23 protein-coding genes, 1 tRNA gene and 1 pseudogene are annotated in these 26,239 nt (G+C 65.3%); 20 read left to right on the top strand and 5 right to left on the bottom strand.

Annotated elements, in window-relative coordinates:
* Positions 1-7: 7 nt before the first annotated feature.
* The 9 genes from manD (at position 8) to hisS (ending at position 11,625) form a co-directional block, all read left to right on the top strand.
* On the top strand, positions 8-1,246 hold the full coding sequence (manD, locus tag AC1C2N_RS14705) for a D-mannonate dehydratase ManD (RefSeq protein ID WP_483404682.1): 1,239 nt from the start codon (positions 8-10) through the stop codon (positions 1,244-1,246).
* Between the two features lie 16 nt (positions 1,247-1,262).
* Positions 1,263-1,835, top strand: a complete 573-nt coding sequence (locus tag AC1C2N_RS14710; protein WP_495434387.1) for a gluconokinase — start codon at positions 1,263-1,265, stop codon at positions 1,833-1,835.
* A 257-nt stretch (positions 1,836-2,092) separates the two neighbouring features.
* Positions 2,093-2,695 carry a 50S ribosomal protein L25/general stress protein Ctc gene (locus AC1C2N_RS14715; protein WP_495434388.1) on the top strand — a complete coding sequence of 201 codons (603 nt, stop codon included), beginning with the start codon at positions 2,093-2,095 and terminating at the stop codon, positions 2,693-2,695.
* A gap of 111 nt (positions 2,696-2,806) precedes the next feature.
* Complete coding sequence (gene pth / locus AC1C2N_RS14720; protein WP_483404679.1) at positions 2,807-3,421, top strand: aminoacyl-tRNA hydrolase; 615 nt, start codon at positions 2,807-2,809, stop codon at positions 3,419-3,421.
* A 50-nt stretch (positions 3,422-3,471) separates the two neighbouring features.
* Positions 3,472-7,110, top strand: a complete 3,639-nt coding sequence (gene mfd, locus AC1C2N_RS14725) for a transcription-repair coupling factor (protein ID WP_483404678.1) — start codon at positions 3,472-3,474, stop codon at positions 7,108-7,110.
* Between the two features lie 76 nt (positions 7,111-7,186).
* On the top strand, positions 7,187-8,062 hold the full coding sequence (locus AC1C2N_RS14730) for an SDR family NAD(P)-dependent oxidoreductase (protein ID WP_495434389.1): 876 nt from the start codon (positions 7,187-7,189) through the stop codon (positions 8,060-8,062).
* Positions 8,059-9,489 (top strand): aldehyde dehydrogenase family protein, encoded by a 1,431-nt coding sequence (locus AC1C2N_RS14735; protein WP_495434390.1) that lies wholly within the window; start codon positions 8,059-8,061, stop codon positions 9,487-9,489. The genes AC1C2N_RS14730 and AC1C2N_RS14735 overlap by 4 nt, the downstream gene beginning before the upstream one ends.
* Positions 9,486-10,235, top strand: coding sequence for a nucleoside triphosphate pyrophosphohydrolase (locus AC1C2N_RS14740; protein ID WP_495434391.1), 750 nt, complete (start codon positions 9,486-9,488; stop codon positions 10,233-10,235). Before AC1C2N_RS14735 ends, AC1C2N_RS14740 begins: the two co-directional genes overlap by 4 nt.
* 73 nt (positions 10,236-10,308) lie before the next feature.
* Complete coding sequence (gene hisS, locus AC1C2N_RS14745; RefSeq protein ID WP_495434392.1) at positions 10,309-11,625, top strand: histidine--tRNA ligase; 1,317 nt, start codon at positions 10,309-10,311, stop codon at positions 11,623-11,625.
* Between the two features lie 65 nt (positions 11,626-11,690).
* On the opposite strand, the gene AC1C2N_RS14750 is transcribed toward hisS, so the two are convergent.
* A complete protein-coding gene (locus AC1C2N_RS14750) occupies positions 11,691-13,781 on the bottom strand; it encodes a hypothetical protein (protein WP_495434393.1) in 2,091 nt (696 codons plus the stop codon).
* Positions 13,782-14,255: 474 nt separating this feature from the next.
* On the opposite strand from AC1C2N_RS14750, the gene eno reads away from it, so the two are divergent.
* The 6 genes from eno to AC1C2N_RS14780 all read left to right on the top strand — a co-directional run bounded on the left by eno (position 14,256) and on the right by AC1C2N_RS14780 (position 19,579).
* Complete coding sequence (eno, locus tag AC1C2N_RS14755; RefSeq protein WP_483404672.1) at positions 14,256-15,536, top strand: phosphopyruvate hydratase; 1,281 nt, start codon at positions 14,256-14,258, stop codon at positions 15,534-15,536.
* 93 nt (positions 15,537-15,629) lie between these two features.
* Positions 15,630-16,145 carry an FtsB family cell division protein gene (locus AC1C2N_RS14760; protein WP_495434394.1) on the top strand — a complete coding sequence of 172 codons (516 nt, stop codon included), beginning with the start codon at positions 15,630-15,632 and terminating at the stop codon, positions 16,143-16,145.
* Positions 16,146-16,152: 7 nt separating this feature from the next.
* Positions 16,153-16,683 (top strand): DUF501 domain-containing protein, encoded by a 531-nt coding sequence (locus tag AC1C2N_RS14765; protein WP_483404670.1) that lies wholly within the window; start codon positions 16,153-16,155, stop codon positions 16,681-16,683.
* A gap of 4 nt (positions 16,684-16,687) precedes the next feature.
* Positions 16,688-17,950, top strand: coding sequence for a S8 family serine peptidase (locus AC1C2N_RS14770; RefSeq protein WP_495434395.1), 1,263 nt, complete (start codon positions 16,688-16,690; stop codon positions 17,948-17,950).
* A gap of 45 nt (positions 17,951-17,995) precedes the next feature.
* Positions 17,996-19,408, top strand: a complete 1,413-nt coding sequence (locus AC1C2N_RS14775; protein WP_483404668.1) for an NAD(P)/FAD-dependent oxidoreductase — start codon at positions 17,996-17,998, stop codon at positions 19,406-19,408.
* 98 nt (positions 19,409-19,506) lie between these two features.
* A tRNA-Leu gene (locus tag AC1C2N_RS14780) sits at positions 19,507-19,579 on the top strand.
* A gap of 52 nt (positions 19,580-19,631) precedes the next feature.
* On the opposite strand, the pseudogene AC1C2N_RS14785 reads toward AC1C2N_RS14780, so the two are convergent.
* Positions 19,632-19,814 (bottom strand): annotated as a pseudogene (locus AC1C2N_RS14785) (site-specific integrase); the annotation flags it as partial.
* 86 nt (positions 19,815-19,900) lie between these two features.
* Between AC1C2N_RS14785 and AC1C2N_RS14790 the strand changes: the two are divergent.
* The 4 genes from AC1C2N_RS14790 (at position 19,901) to AC1C2N_RS14805 (ending at position 22,684) form a co-directional block, all read left to right on the top strand.
* Entirely contained in the window at positions 19,901-20,281 is a 381-nt protein-coding gene (locus AC1C2N_RS14790; protein WP_495434396.1) for a VOC family protein, read from the top strand.
* A gap of 344 nt (positions 20,282-20,625) precedes the next feature.
* Complete coding sequence (locus tag AC1C2N_RS14795; protein WP_495434397.1) at positions 20,626-21,183, top strand: GNAT family N-acetyltransferase; 558 nt, start codon at positions 20,626-20,628, stop codon at positions 21,181-21,183.
* Positions 21,184-21,302: 119 nt separating this feature from the next.
* Positions 21,303-21,866, top strand: a complete 564-nt coding sequence (locus AC1C2N_RS14800; protein ID WP_495434398.1) for a GrpB family protein — start codon at positions 21,303-21,305, stop codon at positions 21,864-21,866.
* A gap of 257 nt (positions 21,867-22,123) precedes the next feature.
* Positions 22,124-22,684 (top strand): dihydrofolate reductase family protein, encoded by a 561-nt coding sequence (locus AC1C2N_RS14805; RefSeq protein WP_495434399.1) that lies wholly within the window; start codon positions 22,124-22,126, stop codon positions 22,682-22,684.
* Positions 22,685-22,730: 46 nt separating this feature from the next.
* Here AC1C2N_RS14805 and AC1C2N_RS14810 read toward each other — a convergent pair whose 3' ends face one another.
* A complete protein-coding gene (locus AC1C2N_RS14810; RefSeq protein WP_495434400.1) occupies positions 22,731-23,633 on the bottom strand; it encodes an NADP-dependent oxidoreductase in 903 nt (300 codons plus the stop codon).
* A gap of 103 nt (positions 23,634-23,736) precedes the next feature.
* Between AC1C2N_RS14810 and AC1C2N_RS14815 the strand changes: the two genes are divergently transcribed.
* A complete protein-coding gene (locus AC1C2N_RS14815; protein WP_495434401.1) occupies positions 23,737-24,240 on the top strand; it encodes a MarR family winged helix-turn-helix transcriptional regulator in 504 nt (167 codons plus the stop codon).
* Here AC1C2N_RS14815 and AC1C2N_RS14820 read toward each other — a convergent pair.
* The gene (locus tag AC1C2N_RS14820; RefSeq protein WP_495434402.1) at positions 24,237-25,022 is read right to left on the bottom strand and encodes an alpha/beta fold hydrolase; all 786 of its coding nucleotides are present in this window, start codon (positions 25,020-25,022) and stop codon (positions 24,237-24,239) included. The genes AC1C2N_RS14815 and AC1C2N_RS14820 overlap by 4 nt on opposite strands.
* Positions 25,023-25,068: 46 nt before the next feature.
* Positions 25,069-26,094 (bottom strand): zinc-dependent alcohol dehydrogenase family protein, encoded by a 1,026-nt coding sequence (locus AC1C2N_RS14825; RefSeq protein ID WP_495434403.1) that lies wholly within the window; start codon positions 26,092-26,094, stop codon positions 25,069-25,071.
* Between the last annotated feature and the right edge of the window lie 145 nt (positions 26,095-26,239).

The following is a 26,239-nucleotide window of genomic DNA, read 5'->3' on the forward strand; positions in this document are numbered from 1 at the left end:
GAAATCAATGAAGATCGAAAAAGCCGACGTCATCGTCACAAGTCCTGACCGCAACTTCGTCACGCTCAAGCTCACGACAGAGGACGGGGTCACCGGCCTGGGTGACGCGACACTCAACGGTCGCGAACTCGCCGTTGTCTCGTACCTGACCGAGCATGTCGTGCCTCTCCTCATCGGCCGCGAAGCCCACAACATCGAGGACACCTGGCAGTTCCTCTACCGCAGTGCGTACTGGCGCCGCGGGCCGGTCACCATGGCGGCCATCGCCGCTGTCGACGTCGCGCTGTGGGACATCAAGGCGAAGGTCGCCGGGATGCCGCTGTACCAGCTGCTCGGCGGCGCATCGCGCACGGGGCTGATGGCATACGGCCACGCCTCGGGCAAGACCCTCCCCGAACTCTTCGACAGCGTGCGCGAGCACCAGGAGCAGGGCTACAAATCGATCCGGATCCAGACAGGGGTCCCCGGGCTGAAGTCGATCTACGGCATCGCGTCAAACGCGACATTCGAGGCGAACAAGGGCGTCCGCTACGACCACGAGCCGGCCCAGCGCGGCGCGCTGCCCAACGAGGAGGACTGGGACACCCGCAGCTACCTGCGGCACGTTCCGACAGTGTTCGAGGCCGTGCGCAACGAGTTCGGCCCGGAGATCCCGCTGCTCCACGACGGCCACCACCGGATGACGCCCATCCAGGCCGCGACGCTGGGGAAGTCGCTCGAGCCGTACGACCTGTTCTGGCTCGAGGACTGCACGCCGGCCGAGAACCCCGAGGCCCTGCGCCTCGTGCGCCAGCACACCACGACACCGCTTGCGATCGGTGAGATCTTCAACACTGTCTGGGACTACCAGCAGATCATCCGGGAACAGCTCATCGACTACGTGCGCAGCGCTGTCACCCACACCGGTGGAATTTCGCACCTCAAGAAGGTCCTCGATTATGCGGCGCAGTACCAGATCAAGTCGGGCATGCACGGGCCGACGGACATCTCGCCCGTCGGGATGGCCGCGGCCATGCACCTCGGCATGTCGATTCACAACTTCGGTATCCAGGAGTACATGCAGCACGGTGAGAAGACCAACAGTGTCTTTGAGCAGTCATTCACCTGGAACGACGGAATGCTGCACCCGGGCAATAAGCCGGGCATCGGGGTGGAACTCAACGTCGACGAGGCAGGCAAGTACCCCTACGAAACCGCATACCTGCCGTACAACCGTCTCGCCGACGGTACAGTTCACGACTGGTAGACGGTAGATTCGGCAAATGTCAGAGCAGACCACGCCCCACTTGCAGATCATTGTGATGGGGGTGTCCGGATCGGGAAAGAGCACGATCGGCGCCCTCATCGCCGGTGCCCTCGGGGTGCCGTTCGTCGACGGAGATGCCCTGCACCCGCAGTCGAACATCGAGAAGATGGCTGCCGGGCATCCTCTCGACGATTCCGATCGCTGGCCGTGGCTCGCCCTGGTTGGTCGGACGCTGGCCGATGCCGGCGGCGCCGGCGGGATGGTCATCGCCTGCTCCGCGCTGCGGCGCGCGTACCGCGAGGCGATTCTCGAGAGCGCGCCACAGGCGAGGTTCGTCCACCTGGACGGCAGCCGTGACGTGCTCGCCTCCCGGATCGAGGGCAGGAGCGGACACTTCATGCCGCCGAGCCTGCTCGACTCGCAGTTCGCGATCCTGGAACCGCTCGCCGACGACGAGCCGGGCATCGTCGTCGACATCGACAGGCCGGTCGCGGCCATCGTCGATGATGCCGTCACGAGGATCCGGGCGGGAGAGGGCGTCCGGGAGGGCGAGGAGGCGCGAGCGGACGAGGGCGCGGCTGGCGCCTGACGCAGCGGGGCGCCCGACGGATGCTGTAGACTGGGCGACTGAACTTCGGCGAGGGATGCTGTGCGCTTACGGGCACTGCGGCATCCGTTATCGACGCGGTGGGCAAGGCACTTACTTTTCTTACCCAAGAACTGGCTTTTCCTCACGCTGACATGCGTTCGAGTTGAACCGAGGCCGGTCCGCCGCCCTCGCACCAGACCCACGGAGCATAGCTCCGGTAAGCGAAGAGCTGTAAGGCTCACCAAAGGAGAATCACCATGGCTGACGACAACAAAGTAGTCGCAGAAACCCGCACCAAGTTCGGCAAGGGTGCTGCCCGCAAGCTCCGCGCTTCAGGCAAGATCCCCGCCGTCATGTTCGGCCGCGGCACCGAGCCGAAGCACCTGGCCCTCCCGGCGCACCAGATCGGCCTCATCATCCGCAAGTCGAACGCGCTCCTCGAGCTCGACATCGACGGCGTCGAGAGCCTGGCCCTCGTCAAGGACGTCCAGAAGGACCCCGTGCTCCGCATCATCGAGCACCTCGACCTCATCGTCGTCATCAAGGGCGAGAAGGTTGTCGTCGACATCCCCGTCCACATCGAAGGCGAGCCTGCACCGGGCTCGGCTATCAACCGCGACGCGACCACCCTGTCGATCGAGGCTGAGGCGACACACATCCCCGAGCACCTCGTCGTGTCGATCGAGGGCCTCGAGGTCGGCGCTCAGATCCTCGCGAAGGACGTCACGCTGCCGAGCGGTTCCAGCCTGCTCAGCGACCCCGACCTGCTCGTCGTTGCCATCGCAGAGCCTGAAGAGACCGAAGAAGAGGCCGAGGCTGCAGCAGAAGCCGAAGCCGAAGGCGAGTCCGCCGCCGAGTAACCTCGGTCGATAGCCTGACGAGCCTGCCGGTGCGCGATTTTCGAATTGTGGACCGGCAGGTTCGTCGCCTTAACGAGGGCACAGACTCGCTGTCGAAGGAAGGATTCACCGATGTGGTGGAACAGGAAGAGGGAGCCGATCGTGGCTGAGAACACCTGGCTGGTCGTCGGACTCGGCAACCCGGGCCCGGCCTACGCAGGCAACCGCCACAACGTCGGTCAGATGGTCGTCGATGAACTGGCCACGAGAATCGGCACCAAATTCACCAGGCACAAGACGCCGGCGGTCGTCGCCGAAGGGTTCCTCGCCCCTGGCGGACCGAAGCTCATCCTCGCCAAACCCAACAGCTACATGAACCTCTCCGGCGGCCCCGTTGCCGCGCTCCTCAAGTTCTACTCCCTCGACCCGTCGCAGCTCATCGTCGTGCACGACGAACTCGACATTCCGTTCGACACCCTCAAGCTCAAGTCCGGCGGTGGACACGGCGGCCACAACGGCCTCCGCGACATCGCCAAAGCCGCAGGCACCCCCGACTTCATTCGTGTTCGCGTGGGCATCGGCAGGCCACCCGGCCGTCAGGACCCGGCGGACTTCGTGCTCAAGGACTTCGGCGCGTCCGAGCGTGCCGCCCTTGGGACACTCCTGTCCGATGCCGCAGACGCCGTCGAACTCATTGCCACAGACGGCCTCGCCGCTGCCCAGCTGAAGGTGCACTCGCCGGCGTGAGGCACCCGGCGGCTCGGCGTGCTGTCAGTGAGCGCGCGTAGACTGATCCGGTGATCCTTTCGGGCTTAATCGCAGCACTTTCGCGCGCCTCCACCTTTGACAACGCACTTTCCTACGCGACCCGTGACGCCGATTTCTCGGTCACCGACGGGTTACGCGCGCCCCTGCTCGCCGGTCTCATCGATGCCAGGAGAAAGTCCGAACGACCGGCATCCCTGTTTGTCGTCACCCCGACCGGTCGTGACTCCGAGTTGCTTCGGGCGGCCATCGGCGATGTTGTTCCGGATGCCACGATCGTCGACTTCCCGGCGTGGGAGACACTCCCGCACGAGCGGCTGAGCCCGAGCGCCGAGATCGTCGGCAAACGGCTCGCTGCCTTGCGCACCATGAAGCTGTGGCAGGGCGACACCCCGCTCGTCGTCGTCGCGTCGGTACGCGCGGCTCTCCAGCCCGTCGCCGACAACCTCACCGACATCGCACCAATCGAGCTGATCGCGGGTTCCCGGGGCCACGACCTCGCAGCGCTCGCTGTGCAACTGGTCGATCTCGCTTACGTTCGGGTCGACATGGTGTCCCGCCGGGGTGAGTTCGCGGTGCGCGGCGGCATCCTCGACGTGTTCCCCGCGACAGCGCAGCACCCCTATCGAGTGGAGTTCTTCGGCGACGAGGTGGAGCAGATCCGGGAATTCTCGGTCGCGGACCAGCGGTCGACTCCCGAGGTCATCGAGCGCATCGAGCTGCCGCCGAGCCGCGAACTGCTTCTCTCCGACTCGGTGCGCCAACGCGCCAGGGAAATGCAGCACGAGTTCCCGAGCATGTCCGGAATGCTCGAGAAGATCGCCAACGGCATCCCCGTCGAAGGGATGGAGTCCCTGGCGCCCGCCCTCCTCGACCGGCTCGTCCCGGTCAGCCACTATTTCCCCGCGGGCACCGCGGTCGCCGTGATCTCACCCGAACGCGTCGCGTCTCGTGCGATCAGCCTGGCCGAGACCAACCGGGAGTTCCTCGCCGCCGCGTGGAGCGCAGCAACGGCGGGAGCGCAGGCGCCCATCGACCTCGCGAGCGGCGAGTTCATCACCCTCGGCGACCTGAGGGACGCCACGAAGTTCACGAGGCCGGGCGAGCCAGCATCTGACCATCCCTGGTGGACGTTCAGCACCTTCCAGCAGGGCCCTGGCGACGTGCTGCCCGAAGAGCGTGAGCTGGACGAACTGCTCACCGTGCGGGTCGAGGCCGAGACCGTCCCCAGTTTCTCCGGCAACGTGGACGGAGCGATCGCCCACGTGGCCGAGCGGCTGCGCGAAGGTTGGACGGTCGCCATCACGGCGCGGGGTGTCGGGCTGGTCGAGCGCGCCGTCGACGTGCTCGCCGAGCACGAGGTCGCCGCCCGCCGGGTGGACGAGTTCCCCGAGTCCCCTGAGCCCGGAGTCGCGTATCTGCTGCAGGCGACGACCGAGTCCGGCTTCGAGCTTCCCGAGATCAAACTCGCGCTGCTCGGTGAGAACGAGTTCTATGGGCGCACCATCGGCTACGACTCGCGGCAGGTCAAGAAGCTCGCATCGAGGCGCAAGAACGTCGTCGACCCGCTGCAACTCAAAGCGGGGGACTACGTCGTCCACCAGACACACGGCATCGGCAAGTTCGTCGAACTCACCCAGCGTGAGGTGTCAAGCGGCGGACGCAACGCGACCAAGACCCGCCGCGAATACCTGACGATCGAGTACGCGCCGTCCAAGCGCGGGTACCCGGGCGACAAGCTGCTCGTGCCAACCGACCAGCTCGACCTGCTCAGCCGCTACGTCGGCGGTGAAGCACCGCAACTGTCGAAGATGGGCGGGAGCGACTGGTCCCAGGCCAAGGGCCGTGCCCGCAAGGCGGTCCGCGACATTGCCGTCGACCTCGTCAAGCTGTACTCGGCGCGCATGGCGTCGAAGGGATTCGCGTTCAGCCCGGACACCCCGTGGCAGCGCGAACTCGAGGAGGCCTTCCCGTTCGCGGAGACGCCAGACCAGCTGACCACCATCGACGAGGTCAAGGCCGACATGGAGCGGCCCATCCCGATGGACCGGTTGCTGTCGGGCGACGTCGGCTTCGGAAAGACCGAGGTCGCAATTCGCGCGGCATTCAAAGCGGTCCAGGACGGCAAACAGGTCGCGATGCTCGTGCCGACGACCCTGCTCGTCAAGCAGCACTTCGAGACATTCTCCGAGCGATTCGCCGGGTTCCCCGTGCATCTCCGGGCACTCAGCCGGTTCCAGACCGCCAAGGAAGCCAAGGAAACGCGTGATGGTCTTGAGCGTGGAACCGTCGACGTCGTCATCGGGACCCACCGGTTGCTCAGCGAGGGCATGAAGTTCAAGGACCTTGGCCTCGTCATCATCGACGAGGAGCAGCGGTTCGGCGTCGAGCACAAAGACGCACTCAAGAAGCTCAAGAAGAACGTCGACATTCTCGCCATGAGCGCGACCCCGATTCCGCGCACCCTCGAAATGGCGGTCACCGGCATCCGCGAAATGTCGACGCTCGCCACGCCGCCGGAGGAACGGCATCCGATTCTCAGCTTTGTCGGTCCGTACAGCGACAAGCAGGTCGGAGCCGCCATCCGCCGGGAGCTGCTGCGGGAAGGCCAGGTCTTCTTCGTGCACAACCGGGTATCGAGCATCAACAGGATCGCTGCTCAACTCGCCGAGATCGTGCCGGAAGCCCGCATCGCCGTCGCTCACGGCCAGTTGTCTGAGGCGACACTCGAGCGCGTCGTGGTCGACTTCTGGGAGCGCAAGTTCGATGTGCTCGTCTGCACGACCATCATCGAGACCGGTCTCGACATCCAGAACGCCAACACCATCATCATCGACCGTGCCGACAAGTACGGGCTCAGCCAGCTGCACCAGCTCCGTGGCCGGGTCGGCCGCGGACGCGAGCGTGCGTATGCCTACTTCCTTTACGACGAGAACAAGCCGCTGTCGGAGACCGCTCTCGACCGGCTCTCGACCATCGCGGCGAACAACGAACTCGGCAGCGGAATCCAGGTCGCCATGAAAGACCTCGAGATCCGCGGAGCGGGTAACCTGCTCGGAGGCGAGCAGGCGGGGCACATCGCCGGCGTCGGATTCGATCTGTATCTCCGGATGATCGGGGAGGCCGTAAGCGAGTTCCGCGGCGACGTGGCCGAGGGGCAGACCGAGCTTCGGCTTGAGCTGCCCGTCGACGCCCACATTCCCGAGGACTACGTCGACAGCGAGCGGCTGCGGCTCGAGGCGTATCAAAAGCTGTCGGCCGCGAGCGCGCCCGCCGCGGCGGACGACCAGATCGCCCTCGTCATCGACGAGCTGACCGACAGGTACGGCGAGCCTCCGGCGCAGGTACAAAACCTCATCGCCGTGTCGCGCCTGCGCCAGCGTGCCCAGCGCGCCGGACTCAGCGAGCTCGTTGCGATGGGATCGAACCTTCGGGCAGCGCCGGCGAACCTGCCCGATTCGCTGCAGGCACGTCTCAGGCGGATGTATCCGGGTGGCAAGTACCTCGCCCAGGCCAACGCCCTGATCGTGCCGATGCCAGACAAGCACGGCGAGAAGCTCGGCGACGCTGAGCTGATCGCCTGGGTCACGCAGTTCCTCGACGCACTCTTCCCCGTCGCCGATGCGTCGAAGAACGGCGTTGCGACACAGGATGCCGCGGCGACAGCCTGATCGATCACGGTCAGCGAACCAGCAATTTCAGGCACGGATCAGTAGTCTGGCTTTGAGTAGCCAACGGAGGTTCTACATGGCATTTTCAGTCGCGAACGCGAGGGTCCTGGTCACCGGCGGTGCGTCGGGAATGGGCAGGCTGTACGCGGAAAGAGCCATCCGCGAGGGCGCCGGATCGGTCACCCTCTGGGACATCGATGCGCTCGCCCTCGACACAACCGCGAGCGAGCTTTCCGGCTACGGCACGCTGGTGCACACCAGGGTGGTCGACGTCTCAAAGCTCGACGATGTCCGGGATGCCGCACGTCACGAACTTGGGGCGGGCCGGGTACCCGACGTGCTCATCAACAACGCAGGAATCGTGCGGGGAAACGACTATTTCTGGAACACCGACCCGGAGCGCGACACCGAAGCGACGATGCGCATCAACGCGCTCGCCCCGATGCACGTCACGAGGGAGTTCCTGCCGGCGATGATCACCGAGGCCGCGCGTGAGAAGCGCATTCTCAACGTCGCATCCGCAGCGGGAACACTGTCCAACCCGCGAATGAGCGTGTACGCGGCCTCGAAGTGGGCGCTGATCGGCTGGAGCGACTCCGTGCGCCTCGAGCTCGAGCGCTCCGGAAACCGCCACGTCAAAATCACGACCTTCTGCCCGTCCTACGTTGCCACCGGCATGTTCGCGGGGGCTCGTGGCCCCCTGATGACGCCTGTCCTGCTGCCGGACGTCGCGGTCTCCCGGGCCTGGCAGGCAATGCTCTCCGGCAAGCCGTTCCGGCTGACGCCGTGGACGGTGTCGCTCGCGCGCGGCCTCAAGGGCGTCCTTCCGACCGCGGTCTGGGACCAGGTCGCAGACCGGGTGTTCCACGTGTACTCGAGCATGGACGCATTCACCGGTCACGCCGCGACCCCGGCTACCGCCACCACAACAGCGAAGGAGTCGAGGGCGTGACGCTGACCGAGGCCACCGCATCCGTTTACCGCACAGAGATCCAGACGACCGTCGGGGATCTCCGCCGAACCTTCGACAGCGGGACAACGAAGCCGCTGGCCTGGCGCGTACAGCAACTCCGCGCACTGCGGCGCATGCTCGTCGAGCGGGGGACAGAGCTCGAGGACGCACTCGGTGCCGACCTGGCAAAGAACCCGACCGAGGCCCAGCTGGCCGAACTCGGACTCGTGATCGGTGAGATCGATTACACCCTCCGTCACCTGCGGTCATGGCTTCGGCCCTCACGGGTGACGGTTCCGGTGAGCGTCGCCCCGGCGTTCGCGAAGGTGATCCGGGAACCCCTCGGAGTCGTTCTCGTCATCGGACCGTGGAACTATCCGGTACAGCTCACACTCGTCCCGCTGATCGGCGCACTCGCCGCGGGCAACGCCGTACTCGTGAAGCCGAGTGAACTCGCTCCGGCGACATCGGCGCTGCTGGCCGAACTTCTTCCGCGGTACGTCGATCCGTCCGCTGTCAGGGTCGTCGAGGGCGGGGTGGACGAGACCACCGAACTGCTCAGGGAGAAGTTCGACCACATCTTCTACACCGGAAACGGGCAGGTGGGGCGTATCGTGGCGCGCGCCGCCGCGGAGCACCTCACCCCGGTCACCCTCGAGCTCGGCGGTAAATCGCCGGTGTTCGTCGACGACGACGCCGACCTGGCCGGAGCGGCACGACGGATCGTCTACGGCAAGATGCTCAACGCCGGTCAGACCTGCGTTGCCCCCGACTATCTGCTGGCGACGAAGGCAACGGCCGCCGCGCTTCTGCCCCACCTGAAGAACGCGATCACCGAGTTCTATGGAACCCGGCCCGAGGAGAGTGTCGATCTCGGCCGAATCGTCAACGGCCGCCACTTCGAGCGCCTCGCCGCTCTGATCGCCGACCGTCCGATCGCCATTGGCGGTGACGTCGACACTCAGTCGCGGTACATAGCGCCAACCGTGGTCGACGGTGTCACGGCGGATGACGCGCTGATGACCGACGAGATCTTCGGCCCCATCCTTCCGATCGTGCACGTCTCCGGTGTCAGCGAGGCAATCGCCTTCATCACCGGGCGCGACAAGCCGCTCGCGCTGTACGTCTTCACCGGGCGCAAGTCGGTCGAACGCCGGTTCCTCAGGGAGACCTCGTCTGGTGCTGTCGGCCTGAACATCCCCGCCGCGCACCTCCTCGTCCCGCGGCTCCCGTTCGGTGGCGTCGGCCCGAGCGGCAGCGGGCGCTACCACGGCAAGTATTCCATCGACACGTTCAGCCACCAGAAGGCCGTGCTCTCGAAGCCGTTGAAGCCGGACACCCTCAGGCTCATCTACCCGCCGTTCACAGACCTGCGCGATCTGCTTGTCCGCACAGTGGTCGCGCGAACCGGACGCTCCCGCCGGTGACCGTCGACAGGGACGCAGCGGGGGGTCACACGCCGGAGGCGCCCGACGGTGACGGATCTGTTGCGCAGATGGCCGCGCTCGCCGCGTCGATGAGCACCGTGCTCGACCGGTGTGTGTGGAGCCAGTCGATGACCCACGAGTCGCTCGTGACCTACCTCGTCGAGGAGAGTTACGAGCTCATCGACGCCGTCGAAGCCGGTGGCAGGGACGATCTGCTCGAAGAGCTCGGCGATGTCCTCCTGCAAGTGGTCTTCCACGCCGAGATCGCGCGTCGCACGCCCGGGGAGGAATTCAGCCTCGACGACGTTGCCCGTGTCGCGAACGAGAAAATGGTTCGCAGGCATCCGCATGTCTTCGGCGACGAAGTCGCCCTCACCGTTGACGACGTCTACCGGGTCTGGCGTGCCGCGAAAGCGCGCGAGAAAGCGAAGCGGACGAGCATCCTCGAGGGCATACCCCAGTCGATGCCGGCGCTCGCGCTCGCGGACAAGGTGCTCGGACGCGCGAAGCAGGCCGGGCTGCGCCCGCGGCAAACGGATGCCGTCGAATCGCCTGTTTTTGACGACGAACGAGAACTCGGTGAGCTGCTGTTGTCGATAGCGTCGCGTGCGCAGGAGCAGGGCCTCGACCCTGAGCGCGCCCTGCGCGCGACCTTGCGTGACGTGCAGGATGACCTTCAGCGGGCTGGAGCTGGGAAACCCGCCACGATGGACTCGCCCGACAGCAGGATGCCCGACGCCGACTGACGCCCCGGCTGACTCTGGGACAGCGCTCAGCTGTGCGGCGGGCCACGGCTTCGGTGCATGCCAGAATTGATGCATGGCTCCTGGCGTAACTCCTCCCCGCGGCATGAGGGATTTCCTCCCGGCAGAGAAGGCGCGGCGAGAACACGCACTCGGCGTCATCCGCCGGGTGTATTCGAACTTCGGTTTCGACGAGATCGAGACGCCGGTTGTCGAGGACTATGCGCGGCTGCACTCCGGCCTCGGCGGCGACAACGAGAAACTGGCCTTCAACGTACAGAAGCGCGGCCTCACGCCGGACGACCTGGCCCAGGCCGTGGACACAGGGGACCTGTCGTCGTTGACCGACCTCGGACTTCGCTTCGACCTCACCGTGCCGCTGGCCCGCTTCTACGCGACGCACCGCGCGGAGCTGCCCCCGGTGTTCCGGTCGATCCAGATCGCTCCGGTGTGGCGGGCGGAACGCCCGCAGAAGGGCCGCTACCGCCAGTTCGTGCAGTGCGACATCGACATCATCGGAGAGGCCGGTCCGCTCGCCGAGATCGAGCTGCTCACCGCAACCGCAGCTGCGCTCCGCGAGCTCGGGCTGACGGGCTGCCGCGTGCGCATCAACGACAGGCGACTGCTCACCGGCATGCTCGACGTGTTCGGTTTTGAGTCCGACGAGCGGTCACAGGTGCTCATCACCATCGACAAGCTCGACAAGGTCGGCGTCGGGGGAGTGCTCGAGGAACTGCGAAGCCGCGGCGCGACATCCGCCGCCGTTGACGCACTCGAGCTCTTCCTCACCCGGGTCGCCCCCGAGAACCCCGGGCCATTCGGCGAAGCGCAGATCCGTGCCCAGCTGCCCGACGCCATCGACGACGCGGTCATCGCTGAACTGGCGTCCATCGGCGTCGCAGCCGAGCAGGCCGACGCGGCCGCGACCGGCCGCGAGGTTGGGGACGCACCGTTCGTCGTCTTCGACCCGTTCCTGGTGCGCGGCATGGGGTACTACACCGGCCCGATTTTCGAGATCGAGCACCCGGAACTGGGCTACTCACTCGGTGGCGGAGGGCGTTACGACGGCATGATCGGCCGCTTCCTCGGCTCCGACGTTCCGGCTACCGGGTTTTCCATTGGTTTCGAGCGAATTGTGGACCTCATCGAGCTGCCAGAGGCATCCGCCGCTGATTCGCTCGTCCTCGTCTACGAGAAGTCGGTTCCGCCGGTGCGGCTCGTCTCGTTGAAGGCCGAACTGGTGGGCGAGGGGCGCCGGGTACGGCTTGAGCCGCGCGTCAAGAATCTCAAGGCATTGCTCGCCCGGGTCGAGACCGCGGGATTCAGCTCGTTCGCCTTCGTCACCGAGCAAACGGCGTCCGTCAGCGATCTGGAGATCAAGCCGCTGGGCTGACACCGAGGAAACGAAGAGGCCGCCGGCCCGGGTGTATCCGGTCCGGCGGCCTCTCTTCGTGTGGCTTACGCCTCCTGCTGGTTGGCAGCGATCATCCGGCGGATGATGAGCGCCGCAGCACCGAGGGCGAGGATCGAGAGGAGCACGATCCAGATCAGCGGTGAACCCACGAGGTTGGCGAGGCTGAATGTCGCGGCCCCGCTGTGCAGCTCGGCGCTGCCATCGTCGATCTGCGTGTTGCCTGCGGCGAGGGATGCTGCTCCGTCGGCGAGGGTTCCCGTGCCGTCGTTGAGCGTCACTGCCCCGTCCGCCAGCTTCGACGTGCCGTCGGCGAGGCTGGTGGACCCCGCCGACAGTGCCGCCAGGCCCGTGTTGAGCGTGGCGGACCCGGTGGCGAGTGCGTCTGTGCCCGTCGACAGGGTCGCAGCGCCCGTTGCCAGCTTGTCGTTGCCCGCGGAGAGCGTGGATGCACCGGTCTGCAGGGCCGCGAGTCCCACATTGAGGGTTGTTGCGCCGGTGAAGAGCTTGTTCACGCCGGCGGAGAGCGATGCCGCCCCCGCAGAGAGCGTGACGCTTCCGTCGCGGAGCTTGACCATTCCGGGGAGGACTTCGTTGTTGATGCCCGCGTTGAGCACATCAGCGCCCGCGGTCAGAGCCGGGAGGTTGGTCGCGTAGAGCAGCCCGCCGGACTCGAGGCCCGCCGTTGGAGCTGTTGTTCCGAGACCGGCTGCGACCTGCGCAGAGCCGGCAGCGAGCGTGGGGAGGTTTCCCTTCGAGAGCAGTCCGCCGGGGAAGCCCTTCGGGTCCGGATTCCCGTTGGGGAGGAGGTCAGGTCCCTTATCGCTGAGCCCGTCCCGAATCTGTGCGGCACCGGCGCTGAGCGCGGGAAGGTTCTTCTCGTAGAGAAGCCCGCCGTCAGGCAGGGTCTCCTCGATCGGCGCTGTTGCTCCAAGGCCGCCCGCGATCTGCGTGATGCCCGCGGTCAGAGCTGGAATGTTCGCCTGGTAGAGCAGGCCGCCGTCGGGGAGAGCGCCGGGGATCGGTGCTGTAGTCCCCAGACCGGTAGCGATATTGGAGGCTCCCGTCACGAGAGCGGGGAACTTGTCTGCCTCGAGTACCGTGTTCAAGCCTGACTTGACTTGTCCGGCACCGGTCTCGATCTTTCGAGCGGACTCGGCGTAGGCGTTCAGAGTCGCCTTGAGGTCAGGGTCAGTTTGACCGAGCGCGAGCGTTTCCAGGGAAGACGCCAAAGTCCCGAGATTGGTGTGGACGTTTGTTGCGCCAAGCGACAGCGAATCGAGGTTCGTTTTCACGTCGCCGAGGCCCGTGGCGACGTCCGTGGCGCCGGCGCTCAGCTTGGTAACGCCCGCCTGGACCTTCGTTGCCCCTTGCGCAGCCTGCGCGGCACCCGGCGCGAGGCGGCCTTCAATTGCGAGCTTGATCTTGTCGACCCCGGCGGAAACCTGCGCCGCGCCCGGTGACAATCTCGTTTCGATGGCGGTCTTCACGCTTGACACGCCGCCGGCGACCTGGGTCGCACCCGGGTGGAGCTTCGCCTCGATAGCGTCCTTGATCTTCGCGGCGCCCGCGGAGAGCTGGGTCGCGCCAGGGGCCACCTTGGTGGACAGCCCGTTGTAGAGGGCCTGCGCGCCGGCGTTCAGTGACGTGGAGCCATCGGCGACCTGGCTGGCACCGCCGGATGCGGTTGCGGTTCCTGCGGCGAGTGTCTTACCACCGTCTGCGGCCTTGGTTGCTCCGGTCGAGAGCTTCGCGGCACCGTCAGCCGCCGTCGTCGCGCCATTCGACAGGGTCACGGCGCCATCGGCGGCACTCTGCGCCCCCGTCGCCAGCTTCGCGGCTCCGTCGGCAGCGGTCTGGGCCCCGGTTTCCAGCGTGACAGCGCCGTCAGCAGCGCTCTGCGCGCCCGTTGCGAGCGTCGTCGCTCCGTCATCGAGGTCGCCAGCGCCGTCGGAAAGCTGCGTCGCGCCATCCGCTGCCTTGGACGCTCCTGCTGTCAGCTGCGCGGCCCCGTCGGTGATCTTCTGCGTGAAGTAAAAGAAGAACACGAGGGCGGCAAGCATCAGCGCGGCAAGGACCGCTGTCGAAATCTTCCAGGCAAGCACTGGTGCTTCACCTGACGGGGTTGTTCTGCTCACGAAGGAAACTCCTGTCTGCGGGCGCGCCTCGAAGGCATCGGACAGGGTTCCCGTGTGTAGGGCGGAACTCGAGCTGTCTTCGTTGACGTACCGTCAGTTCGGGTGCCGGAAGAACCGGCGGGGCTGGGCAAGGGCTGTGCAAGGGTCACGCACTGCCAGGCATGGTTTGTGACCGGCTCTCGGGTGGCTCGCATCGACAATGATGCGCGCCCGAGGACGTGGCCCTGGCAGCAGGGCCGAAGCTAACAGTGTTATCGAGGCACGTACATGATGGCGCGTATTTGTTGAGGAACTCTACAAAGCATGCGACAGAGCGCGGTCGTATGTTGTGCACGGCCTGCAATTATGACGCCTATGCATGGGCTGGTCGGCAGCAACAGCCCCCGCCGCGGACGAACGCGCATGGCTAGACTGGCAGCGGGTCAACGTCGCTCCACACAATCCACTGGCACCACCTTGAACAGGAGAAATACTGTGGCACTCATTGAGGCTGTAGGCGCTCGCGAAATTCTTGACTCCCGGGGCAACCCGACCGTCGAGGTCGAAGTTCTGCTTGACGACGGAACCGTCCAGAGGGCGGCTGTCCCGTCCGGCGCGTCCACCGGAGCATTCGAAGCGTACGAATTGCGTGACGGCGACGCAGACCGTTACCAGGGCAAGGGCGTCCTCAAGGCCGTGGACGCTGTCCTCGACGAGATCAGCCCGGCGGTGGAAGGTCTCGAAGCAGATGACCAGCGCCTCCTCGACAAGATCCTGATCGAACTTGACGGCACCGATAACAAGGAGCGCATCGGCGCGAACGCCATCCTCGGTGTCAGCCTCGCCGTGGCGAAGGCTGCAGCGGATGCCGCTGACCTTCCGCTCTACCGTTACCTCGGTGGACCCAACGCGCACGTTCTTCCCGTGCCGCTGCTCAACATCATCAACGGTGGCTCGCACGCCGACAACGACGTTGACATCCAGGAATTCATGATTGTCCCGCTGGGCGCCGAGAGCTTCTCCGAGGGCCTCCGCTGGGGCGTCGAGACCTACCACGCGCTCAAGGCGCTGCTCAAGTCAAAGGGACTCGCAACCGGCCTCGGCGACGAGGGCGGTTTCGCTCCCAACCTGCCGAGCAACCGGGCAGCGCTCGACCTCATCGTCGAAGCGATCACCAACGCCGGCTACACCCCGGGTAAAGACATCGCGCTGGCGCTCGACGTCGCAGCGACCGAGTTCTTCAAGGACGGCTCATACACGTTCGAGGGCAAGCAGCTTTCCGCCCAGGAACTGAGCGCGTACTACTCAGAGCTCGTTGCCGCGTACCCGCTGGTCTCCATCGAAGACCCGCTGGAGGAAGAGGACTGGGAGGGCTACCAGCACCTGACCGCCGAGCTCGGCGACAAGGTCCAGATCGTCGGAGACGACCTCTTCGTCACCAACCCCACGCGCCTCGGCAAGGGCATCGACCTCAAGGTCGGGAACTCCATCCTGGTCAAGGTCAACCAGATCGGTACCCTCACCGAGACGCTCGACGCCGTTGCCCTCGCGCAGCGCTCGAGCTACACGGCGATCCTGTCGCACCGCTCAGGTGAGACCGAGGACACGACGATCGCCGACCTCGCGGTCGCGACGAACGCGGGTCAGATCAAGACCGGTGCGCCTGCTCGTTCGGAGCGCGTTGCTAAGTACAATCAGTTGCTGAGGATCGAAGAAGAGCTGGGTGAGTCGGCGGTCTACGCAGGCCGCAGCGCTTTCCCGCGCTTCACGGCGTAATTTCCGGCACTCCCGGTGGCGCAGTGCGCCGCCGGGAGTGCTCGTTTTTTCAACAGGAACAGTACGACAACGCACACGAAAGGCACCGGAACAGTGGCAAAGCGTCCCAACCCGAGCGGCACTCGTGCCGGTCGTACGGCCCGCGCGCCACAGCCCGGTGTGCCTGTACCCCAGAGCGAAACGGGGAACTGGCTTCGCGGCATCCGTTTTTCAGGGTTCTCCCTCTTGATGATGGGGGTTGTCGTCCTCGGCGTCATCGTCGTCGGGCCCAACCTCAAGGCGTACATCGAACAACGCCAGCAGATTGCGGCTCTCCAGGAATCCGTCGACCAGAACGAGGCCGAGATCGCCGAGATCCGCGACGAGCGCGAGCGCTGGAACGACAGCACCTACGTGATGACCCAGGCGAGGGACCGCCTGTACTACGTCAACCCGGGCGAGATCAGTTTCATTGTGATCAACGACGTCGATGCCGGACTGTTCGGCGACGACGAACCGCAAGTGACCGACAGCCTCACCGAGACCAAGGTGGACTGGGCCCAGTCCATGTTGAGCTCGCTCGTGAGCGCCGGGTACGCGGACGTTGTCTCCGGTTCCGGACAGGGATAATGGAGAGATGACTACTCCGCCTTTCGGGCCCGTTTCGGACGAAGACATCCGGATCGTTTCCGCACAGCTTGGGCGCCAGGCGCGAAACGTCGTCGGAATCGCCGCGCGGTGCGTGTGCGGTGCTCCTACAGTCGTTTCGACCGCGCCGCGACTCGACGACGGCACGCCGTTCCCCACTTTCTACTACCTCAGCCACCCGGCAGCGACCGCTGCAGTGTCGACCCTCGAGGCGACCCAGGTGATGGGCGAGTACAACGAACTGCTCGCGTCGGACGAGGGCGTCCGCGAAGAGTACGCCGCTGCCCATGATGCCTACATCGCCGATCGGGAGAGCATCGCTGTTGTCCCTGAAATCGCCGGGATCTCCGCGGGCGGAATGCCGGTCAGGGTGAAGTGTCTCCACGCGCTCGTCGGGCATGCGCTCGCTGCGGGGCCCGGGGTGAACCCGATCGGAGATCGTGCTCTCGACCGTGCCGAGTGGAGCCCTGACGTCTGCCAGTGCGTCGACTACTCCGTCGAGGTCGCAACCGGAAGGTAATGCTGTGCCGTCGAAGAACCGTGTTCTGCCCGCCGCGCTCGCGGCGCTGTTCGTGTTCGGCTCAGTCACGGCGGGAGTGACGCCCGCTCATGCGGATCCGGTCAGGGACGCCGAATACTGGCTCGCGAACTACGGCGTCACCGAGGCGTGGAATACCACGCGTGGTGCTGGTACCACGATCGCGGTGATCGACACAGGGATCGCGAACGGACCGGCCGAGTTCAACGGTGCGGTTGTCGCCGGGCATGACGCTTCGGGAGTCGGCAGCCCTGACGGTCGTACCCCCGTCGGTGGCGCTGACGAGAACCCACACGGCAGCTGGGTCGCATCACTCGCCGCCGGCCGCGGCAACGGAGAGGGTAACGGTGTCATCGGCACTGCGCCGGAGGCCAACCTCATTTCGATCTCGGTCGGCTTCCAGTCGAGTGGCTCGACAGTCCCGTTCGCGGACCAGATTGCGGATGCCGTTCGATTCGCTGTCGACAATGGCGCTGATGTCATCAACATGTCGTTGACAACGAACACCCTGGACTGGCCAGAAAGCTGGGACGAAGCGTTCAGCTACGCCAATGAGAACAATGTTGTGGTCGTCGCGGCCGCTGGCAACCGGGGGAGCGGTACCGAGCAGATCGGCGCGCCAGCCACCATCCCGGGTGTCCTCGTGGTCGCTGGCGTCGATCCGTCCGGCGCTGCCAGCTGGAACGCGTCAAGCCAGGGAATCACCCTCGCTGTCGCGGCGCCCAGTGAGGAACTCGTCGGGGTCTCGCCCGATGGATCGTACGTGTCCTGGGCGGGAACCAGCGGGGCGTCGCCCATCGTCGCCGGCATCGCCGCTCTCGTGCGTTCCAAGTACCCGGATATGGATGCCGCCAACGTCATCCAGCGGCTGATCGCCACAGCGACGCCGGCGACAGACCAGGGCGACGTGCCCAGCCCGATCTACGGATACGGATACGTCAACGCGGCGCGGGCTGTGACGGCGGAGGTGCAACCGGTGGATGCGAATCCGATGGGCGACCTCGCGGCCTGGATCACGCAGCACCGAAAGGCCGAGGCTGAGCCGCCCGAAATCCCCACCGATAAGGGAAGCGTGCCTGCGCTGCCCCCGATCGAAAAGGTGGCGGACGCACACAATCCGTTCCTGCCCACCACCGAATCCCTGCTGTACGTGAGCATTCCGCTCGCCGTCTTCCTCGGAACTGCTACCCTAGTAGTGCTCGGTGCCATAGGCGCCACCCGGCAATTCAAGCGGGTGGCTCGCAGGTAGTAGCCTGTTTGAGTCCTTGCGACCCTCAGTAGGAGAATTCTCACCGTGCCAAAAATCCTTATCGTCGGCGGCGGCTACGCCGGTTTCTATACAGCGTGGAAGCTCGAGAAGTGGCTTCGCCGCGGCGAAGCAGAGGTCACGGTCGTTGACCCGCTTCCGTACATGACCTACCAGCCGTTCCTTCCCGAGGTCGCCGCTGGTTCCATCGAAGCTCGGCACGCGGTTGTTGCCCAGCGTCGTCACCTCAAGAAGACCACGGTTGTCACCGCGAAGGTGACGAACATCAACCACGCCGAGAAGAAGGCGACCATCACGCCGGCCGTCGGCGAGCCGTGGGAATTCGACTACGACGTCGTTGTCGTGACCGGTGGCGCTGTGTCCCGCACCTTCCCCATCCCCGGAGTGGCCGACCAGGCCATCGGGCTCAAGACCATCGAGGAAGCCGTTGCCATCCGCGACCGCGTTCTCGCCAACTTTGACAAGGCCGCGAGCCTCCCGGCCGGGCCGGAGCGGGCGCGACTGCTCAACTTCGTTGTCGTCGGCGGCGGTTTCGCCGGTATCGAGGTCTTCGCCGAACTGCGTTCGTTCGCCAGCTCGCTGCTGAAGTTCTACCCGCAGCTGTCGTTCGACGATGTCGAGTTCCACCTCATCGAGGCGATGGGCCGCATCATGCCCGAGGTCAGCCTCAAGACCAGCCACTGGGTCCTGAAGAACCTCGCGGAGCGGGGCGCACTCGTCCACCTCGACACCCAGCTTCAGTCCGCTGTCGACGGCAAGATCCAGCTCTCCACCGGCGAGACCTTCGAGTCAGACCTCATCGTCTGGACCGCCGGTGTCATGGCGAACCCGCAGATCGTTCGCAACACCGACCTTCCGATTGAAGAGCGCGGTCGTCTCGTCGTCCGTCCCGACCTCCGCGTCGGTACCGCAGACGACATCATCCCCGATGCATGGGGTGCTGGCGACATCAGCGCCGTTCCTGACCTTTCCGGTGGCGGAGTCGGCGGCTTCTGCGTACCGAACGCTCAGCACGCTGTGCGCCAGGGCAAGCTCATGGCTAAGAACATCGTCGCGGTTCTCCGCGGAGAAGAGCCCAAGGAATACCTGCACAAGAACCTCGGAGCGGTTGCCGGTCTCGGCATCGGAATCGGTGTCTTCCAGTCGGGCAAGATCGCGATCAAGGGCCTGCCTGCCTGGGTTGCCCACCGTGGCTATCACGGACTGGCCATGCCGAGCTGGGAGCGCAAGCTCCGGGTTGTCGGCGGCTGGGTCGCCAACGTCTTCCTCGGCCGCGACATCGTTGGTATCTCCGCTGTGGAGCGGCCACGGGCGGCGTTCGAGGAGTTCGCTTCCCGTCCGAAGCCTGCGGCCAAGCCCGCAGACGAGGCTCCCGTTGTCGCTCCCGCGGCACCTGCGGCCGCAAAGCCTGAGCAGGAAGCCGTAGCGGCGTCCAAGTAAGTTCTCTGTCGAAGAGCCCGATCCGTGTCTGGATCGGGCTCTTCGTGGTTTACCCCTGTTCTCGGCGCACCTGCGCTCCCCATAAGCTGGATGGGTACGCCCCCGTAGTCCAATGGCAGAGACAGGCGACTTAAAATCGCTCCAGTGTGGGTTCGAGTCCCACCGGGGGTACTTATTCACGGCTCTTCGGATCCGCGTGATTCTGTGCTTCTTCGACCGGTGTCTAGGACAGACTCGACTCGTCTGCCCACCTCGTGCCCACATTCGCTTTAGCTCGTGCGTGATTCAAGGCGGTTGCAACAGCGTCCAGGTCGTCGTCGAAGAGGTCTGCGTACGTATCAAGAGTCATGGCCGCAGATGCATAGCCAAGCATGCGTTGGACCGCCTTCACGCTCGCTCCGGAATGGACCTTGATCCGCAGGCGCGTGAGACGTACGCTGACAATCATGACCGTCCGGGTTAGTGACAATCAAGAACGTCCGGGTTAGTAGGGTGTTGCAGCACAGCGTCTGGGCGAGCCTCGTCAGCGATGACGTCCAGGCCCTTCGCGGTTGGCTGCTCCAACTCGGGTTCGCCGAAGACCTTCTGATTCCCGGTGAGCGTGCGGATGCCATTCACCACTGCCAGCTCGACTGGCCCGAGGGCGGGCGGATCCTGCTCTCAAGCACCGGTGAGCGGCCCACACCGTGTCGGCCGGGGACTGCCTCGCTGCACGTTGTGACCGCAGATCCAGACGCGGTGTTGGCTCGCGCAATTTCACTGGACGCGAGAGTCGTGCGCGAGATGGTCGACCAGACCGACTATCCGTCGCGCGACTTCACAGTGGCTGACCCCGACGGCAACCATTGGCCCTTCGCAACGTTCGCAGGCTAGGCCAACACGGCAGGGGCGTCCCCCTTGCGGGCGACAGCGACTATGTCGCGACGAAACGGGAACGGGCCGGCAGACCGAGCTACTCAGACAGGGCATCGACTGCGATACGGGGCCGCCGGTGTGCCCGACGTGCCCACATTCTGCCCACAAACATCGGTGAAGCGAGTGATTGCAGGCTGTCTTCGGAGAGCGAAACGCTGAAAAGTCGGGGTCTGGAGGTGAAGAGGCCGATACTCTTCGCGGTTCCCGGCGGGCTTGAGTCCCACCGGGGGTACTTCTTCAACGCCGTTCACATCCGGGCATCCTCGGCTTTCGGCTCGTCGGTCCATGGCAGACTGCTGGAAATGACGATTACAAGTTCCCCTTGGGTGCACCCCGAGCCCAGCCAATCGCAACTCCACCTCGACGCCGTACCCGAGGACGTCCTGCACGCGTTGGCAGCAGGCGAATCCGCCCCGTTCGATTCCCGCTTCGTGTCGCCGTATCTGGCGGGTCCTGAGTGCCGGAGCCTGTGGCGCATGCGGAGCAAACAGATCGCGGATACTCCGACGGATGCCCCGTGGATTAGCCGATTGATGGTCGACCCTCGTGTCACATCGCCGGTAGGTGTAGCGGGCTTCCACGGCGCACCCGACGAGGCGGGCATGGTGGAGGTCGGCTATCGAGTCGACCCTCTACTGCGTCGACGAGGCTATGCGAGGCGTTCGCTGGAGACGCTGCTTGCTGTTGCGCAGGGTCATCCTGAGGTGCGTACGGTCCGTGCCAGCATCAGTCCGGAGAACACTGCCTCGCGAGCCCTTGTCAGCAGCTACGGGTTCGTTGAGACGGGGGAGCAGTGGGACGAGGAAGACGGACTGGAGATCGTCTTCGAGCTCTCTGCGTCAGCCGCGCGGCCGTCGTAAGAACCGTCCGGTGCGTGTCTACATGGCACGTTCTTGCACGTGGTAGCTGTGCTGGGTTATGTTTGCGGGCTGCCCTCTTCGACCGAAAGGGGTACAGCCGAAGGCTCGGAGAACACCTGATGAAAATCGAGAACAAATCGATCCGGGAGGATGTCAGGTCCCTGGAACTCGTCGGCGGCCCTGAACCACTCCACGTCGAGCTGCGCGACTACGACCCGCTGTGGGCTTCGGACTATCTCACGCATCGTGCAAACATCCTTCAAGCGCTGGCAGGGGAAGACATTGACGTCGAGCACATCGGGTCAACGTCGGTCCCTGGCCTCGCAGCGAAGCCGATCATCGACATCGTCGTCGCGGTCACCGACATCACCGCCGAAGAGAACTATCTCGACCAACTGGTGGCGGCGGGCTACGAGTTGCGCACCCGAGAGCCGGGCCATCGCCTCGTCCGCACCCCCGGTCGTGACGTGCACGTGCACATCTACGAACGGGGCGCCGTCGCGGTATCTGAATATCTACTTCTGCGCGATCACCTCCGGTCTGACGCTGAGGATCGAGCCCTGTACGCCGACGTCAAGCAAAGCCTGATGACCCGGCGGTGGAACGATTCGAATGACTACGCCGCGGCGAAATCCGACGTCATCGCGGCGATCAAGGATCGTGCGAGGGCTGCGCGAGCGTGAGCCCGGAGACCCCAACGGCCCCTCTGTGGGACGGCCACAGCGTCAGCGACGTCCTCGACCGATTGCGCGCGCATCTCGAGATTTCAAGCGACGTCTCCACTTAATCCGGCGGCCCGTGGCCACGTGGGATCCGTGCGCTGACACTGCCGTTAAACGGCGGGCTCGATTATCCTCGGCGATGAGCAGTTCAAGCAAAAACTGGTCTGGCTGAGCGTCGGTCCGGCGAAGCATGCAGCGCATCAATGGAGAGCAACGAGATGAGACCGCTTCGATACTCGATCAACGTCACACTCGATGGCTGCTGCCATCACGAGGCAGGGCTCCCGCCGGATGAGGAGTCGATGCGCTACTGGACCACCGAGATGGAGCGAGCCGATGCCCTGCTGTTCGGCCGGGTGACCTACGAAATGATGGAGTCGGCGTGGCGGAGACCGGCCACGGGCACGTGGCCTGACTGGATGGATTACTGGGAGAAGCCATTCGCCGAGACCATGGACCGGGCGAAGAAGTACGTCGTGTCGAGCACGCTGAGCAGGGTCGATTGGAATGCCGAGCGCGTGCAAGGCGACCTGGCGCAAGCGGTTCAACGGCTCAAGCAGGAGCCAGGCGAGGGCTTGTGGGTCGGTGGCGTGACACTTCCCTTGGCGTTGGCGGATCTGGGGTTGATCGATGAGTACGAGTTCCTGGTGCAGCCGGTCCTTGCCGGCCGCGGCCCGACCCTGCTCGCCGGTCTGCGCGAGCAGATCGAGCTTGAGCTTGTGGATCGCCATGAGTTCCGCTCGGGGGCGGTCGCCCTGCGATATCGACCCCGCGAGTAACCGACCACGCGAGTAATTCGCCCGTCGGGCCGAGACATCCGGCCGCTCAGGGCAGGGTGACAACGACCTTGCCCGTGCCGCTCTCGGCCAGCGTGTGCGCCTCGACGACGTCAGCGAGGGAAAATTCGTGGTCGACGCGGGGCATGTACAACCCGTCTTGCCCGAGCGCGGCTGCGTATCGCAGGAGGGCCGAGTCGTTGCGGGCGTCGATTTTCCTGAGGCCGAGTTGCGCGGCCCCCTGGTCGTCGATGACGGTCACGACCTGCGAGGTGTCGCCGACGATGCTCAGCAGATCCGACAGTGAGTCGGACGGGGCTGAATGCAGGGCTGCGTCCACGCCGTCTGGCGCGAGGGCGGCGACGCGCTCAGCGAGACCCGGGCCATACGTCGTCGGGGTAACACCGAGCGACTCCAGGAACGGATGGTTGCTCTCGCTCCCCGTGCCGATGACGGTGGCGCCGGCGGCGAGGGCGAATGCTGCGGCTGCGCTGCCCACGGCGCCTGAAGCGCCCTCGATGAGGAACGTCTTACCGTTCAGGTCGCCCAAAGCGTCCATAACGCCCGCGGCGGTGGCGGACGCGAGCCCCGCGGCGGCGGCCTGCGCCGTCGACCAACTGTCAGGGACGGCGCTCCAGGCAGTCAGGACCGCAAACTCGGCGGTGGTGTCGCTGACTCCGCCAAGGCCGAACACGACGTCACCGACCTGTGTGCCCGTGACACCCGGACCGATTTCGTCGACGACACCTGCGGCGTCCCTGCCAGGGATCGCGGGCAGGGACAGGGGCAGGAACGGCGCGAGATGACCGGCCCGCAGGAGAACGTCGATGGGATTAACGCTCGTGGCGTGCACTCTGATTCGAACCGAGCCCTCGGCGGCATGAGGTTCCGGCGCGTCCTCGACGGCGAGAACGCTGGGGGCTCCGTGCGAGTGGAAACGGGCAGCGCGCATAGGAGTTCTGCTTTCTGGTGGGAACGATGCAGCAGATACTTGCTGCGGAAAGGAACTCTATACCGGAATTACTTTCCGTGGCAAGCAAAGGTAGTATGTGATCATGTCTGAAGCAGATCACCTCTCTCCCCAGCAGGACCGAACGTGGTCGCTTTTGGTGGGCGTCATGATGTGGTTGCCGGCGGAGCTGGATACCTATCTGGAGCGGTCCGCGCAACTCAGCCACGCTGAGTACGGGGTGCTGCGCTGCTTGTCAGTCAGCGAGGACCGCGAAGTCCACATGAGCCGCCTGGCTGCCACCGCCAGCGTGACACCGTCGCACCTGTCCCGGATCGTCGGCCGGTTGGAGAAACGCAACCTCCTCACCCGCAGCGCGGACCCGGTGGACGCGCGCAAGACCCGTGCACGGTTGACGCAGTCAGGGGCGCGCCTTGTCACCGAGGTGGAGCCCGGATACGCCGCGGAAGTCCGTGCCCGGGTGTTCGAGCTTCTCGAGAACCGGCAGATCGAGCAACTGGAGGACCTCGCCGAAGCGATCCTCACGCCGCTCCGACCGGAGTGCGTGGATTTCCTGCCGCCTCGATCAGCGCGCTCAGAGTCCCGCTAGCTATCCCGCCGGATTCTTGTGAGCCAGTCCGCGACGAGGGCTGAACACAGGTCGCGCTGTTCCAGAAGGATGTTGTGACCTGCGGCATCGAGCGTGGCGAACGACGCACGCGGGTAGTGATCAAGCCGGTTCCAGGCATCCGTATAACCGACCACGTCGTCCTGCCGGCCGGTGATGTGCAACGTGGGCTGGGCGAAGGGTTCGGGGTGGGCGTCTTCGGGTTCGCGGTCGAAAGAGTAGTGTTCCGCAATGCGATCGAGGGCACGATGATCGGCGCCGTCGAGGCCGGGCAAAATGTGCTGCAGGAACGCTCGTGCGTCATCCGTCGATTCGACGACAGCGTCCTCCCGGTACTGGTCCAGCGCTCGACCGAGAAGCGGCACGATGCGGGGGTCCTCTGTCAGCACCGTTCGCGGCGGCACGGTTCGTTCGCCGCGCTGTGCGATGAAGACGCCCGCTATGGTGGCCAGTCCGAGAACCTGCTGCCGGAGTTCGTGAGCGACGTAGCGGGCGATCATCCCGCCGAATGAGTTCCCCAGGATGGCAAACGGCTCATCTCCGACGCGCTCACGGATTTCCTCGGTCACCGCAGCCGCGACATCCCGTGAGCTGCCGATCGCCCCCGCCGGCGACCGGGTTGCGCCGGGGAGATCAAGGTACAGGCGCTGCCACTGTCCGGAGCGCTCGAACGTCGGCTCCAGTGGAAGTAAGGATCGATGATCCAGACCGAATCCGTGGAGGAGCACTACCCGGGTGCCGGTACCTGTCTCATGAGCAAACACGACTCGACACTAGCGGTGAACGCTCGGGTTGCAGCACTCGGAGCCGTCAGAAGGTGAGAAGGACTTTGGTCGCTCGGCGTTCGTCCATCGCCCGGTAGCCCTCGGCCGCGTCTTCAAGCGGGAGCGTGAGATCGAACACTTTTCCCGGGTCGATGCTGCGGTCCCAGATCAGCTGGATGAGGTCGGGAAGGTAGTGGCGAACCGGGGCCGGACCACCGTGCAGATGAACGCTGCTGAAGAACAGTTGTAAGCCGTCGAGCTCGACTCCGTGCGAGACACCGACGTATCCGACGTAGCCTCCCGGGCGCGTACTGTGAATCGCCTGCCACATTGACTCCTGGGTCCCAACCGCCTCTGCCGTGCCATGGGCGCCATAACCTTCGGTGAGTTCCTTGACCCTGGCCGCACCGGCGTCGCCCCGCTCTTCCACGATGTCGGTTGCACCGAAGGCGCTGGCCAGGTTCTGACGGTCGGGATGACGGCTGAACGCAATGATCCGCTCCGCTCCGAGCAGTTTCGCCGCGAGGATCGCCGAAAGGCCAACCGCACCGTCACCGACCACGGCAATGCTCCTGCCAGGTCCGGCACCAGCCGCGGTCGCGGCATACCAACCGGTGCCAAGCACGTCCGACGCGGCCAGCAGCGACGGGATGAGGTCACCGTCCGGCTGGCCAGGGGTGGCGACCAGGGTTCCATCGGCCAGCGGAATGCGCGCGAGTTCGGCCTGGGTGCCGATTGATCCCATCATCACGTTGTGTATGCATCTCGACTGGTACCCGGCCAGGCAGATGTCACAGGTGTTGTCGGATGCCACGAACGAACCGACGACGAAGTCACCGACCCTGACGTTTTTCACGGCCGACCCGATCTGCTCGACGACGCCAACGTATTCGTGCCCCATCGCCTGGGGAGTGGTGAAAAGGGGCTCCTCGCCGCGGTATGGCCAGAGGTCGGAACCGCAGATGCACGTAGCGGACAACCGGATGACTGCGTCGGTTGGCTCAATAATCCGGGGTGGCTCGCGCTCTTCGGTTCGAACATCTCCTGGTCCATACATCATTACGCCACGCATACCGTCTCCTCTGTTCCAACGAGTCGTGGCCTCAGTAAAAGGCGCGACCCGCTCGTGGGGAAGGGCCCTTTGTGAGGTCGATGGGAGCGCGGAGTCCGGCGGCCGCGCCTCGCTGCGTGACACCGTGACACCGCACCACTCGCCT

This window comes from Mycetocola sp. Y791 (assembly GCF_059445325.1).

Bases quoted from the DNA above. Each gene is read 5' to 3' on its own strand.
- AC1C2N_RS14795 (WP_495434397.1), top strand. From the start codon at position 20,626: ATGACGATTACAAGTTCCCCTTGGGTGCACCCCGAGCCCAGCCAATCG.
- AC1C2N_RS14805 (WP_495434399.1), top strand. From the start codon at position 22,124: ATGAGACCGCTTCGATACTCGATCAACGTCACACTCGATGGCTGCTGC.
- AC1C2N_RS14765 (WP_483404670.1), top strand. From the start codon at position 16,153: ATGACTACTCCGCCTTTCGGGCCCGTTTCGGACGAAGACATCCGGATC.
- AC1C2N_RS14825 (WP_495434403.1), bottom strand. From the start codon at position 26,094: ATGCGTGGCGTAATGATGTATGGACCAGGAGATGTTCGAACCGAAGAG.
- hisS (WP_495434392.1), top strand. From the start codon at position 10,309: ATGGCTCCTGGCGTAACTCCTCCCCGCGGCATGAGGGATTTCCTCCCG.
- AC1C2N_RS14800 (WP_495434398.1), top strand. From the start codon at position 21,303: ATGAAAATCGAGAACAAATCGATCCGGGAGGATGTCAGGTCCCTGGAA.
- AC1C2N_RS14815 (WP_495434401.1), top strand. From the start codon at position 23,737: ATGTCTGAAGCAGATCACCTCTCTCCCCAGCAGGACCGAACGTGGTCG.
- manD (WP_483404682.1), top strand. From the start codon at position 8: ATGAAGATCGAAAAAGCCGACGTCATCGTCACAAGTCCTGACCGCAAC.
- AC1C2N_RS14710 (WP_495434387.1), top strand. From the start codon at position 1,263: ATGTCAGAGCAGACCACGCCCCACTTGCAGATCATTGTGATGGGGGTG.
- pth (WP_483404679.1), top strand. From the start codon at position 2,807: ATGTGGTGGAACAGGAAGAGGGAGCCGATCGTGGCTGAGAACACCTGG.
- AC1C2N_RS14715 (WP_495434388.1), top strand. From the start codon at position 2,093: ATGGCTGACGACAACAAAGTAGTCGCAGAAACCCGCACCAAGTTCGGC.
- AC1C2N_RS14730 (WP_495434389.1), top strand. From the start codon at position 7,187: ATGGCATTTTCAGTCGCGAACGCGAGGGTCCTGGTCACCGGCGGTGCG.
- AC1C2N_RS14810 (WP_495434400.1), bottom strand. From the start codon at position 23,633: ATGCGCGCTGCCCGTTTCCACTCGCACGGAGCCCCCAGCGTTCTCGCC.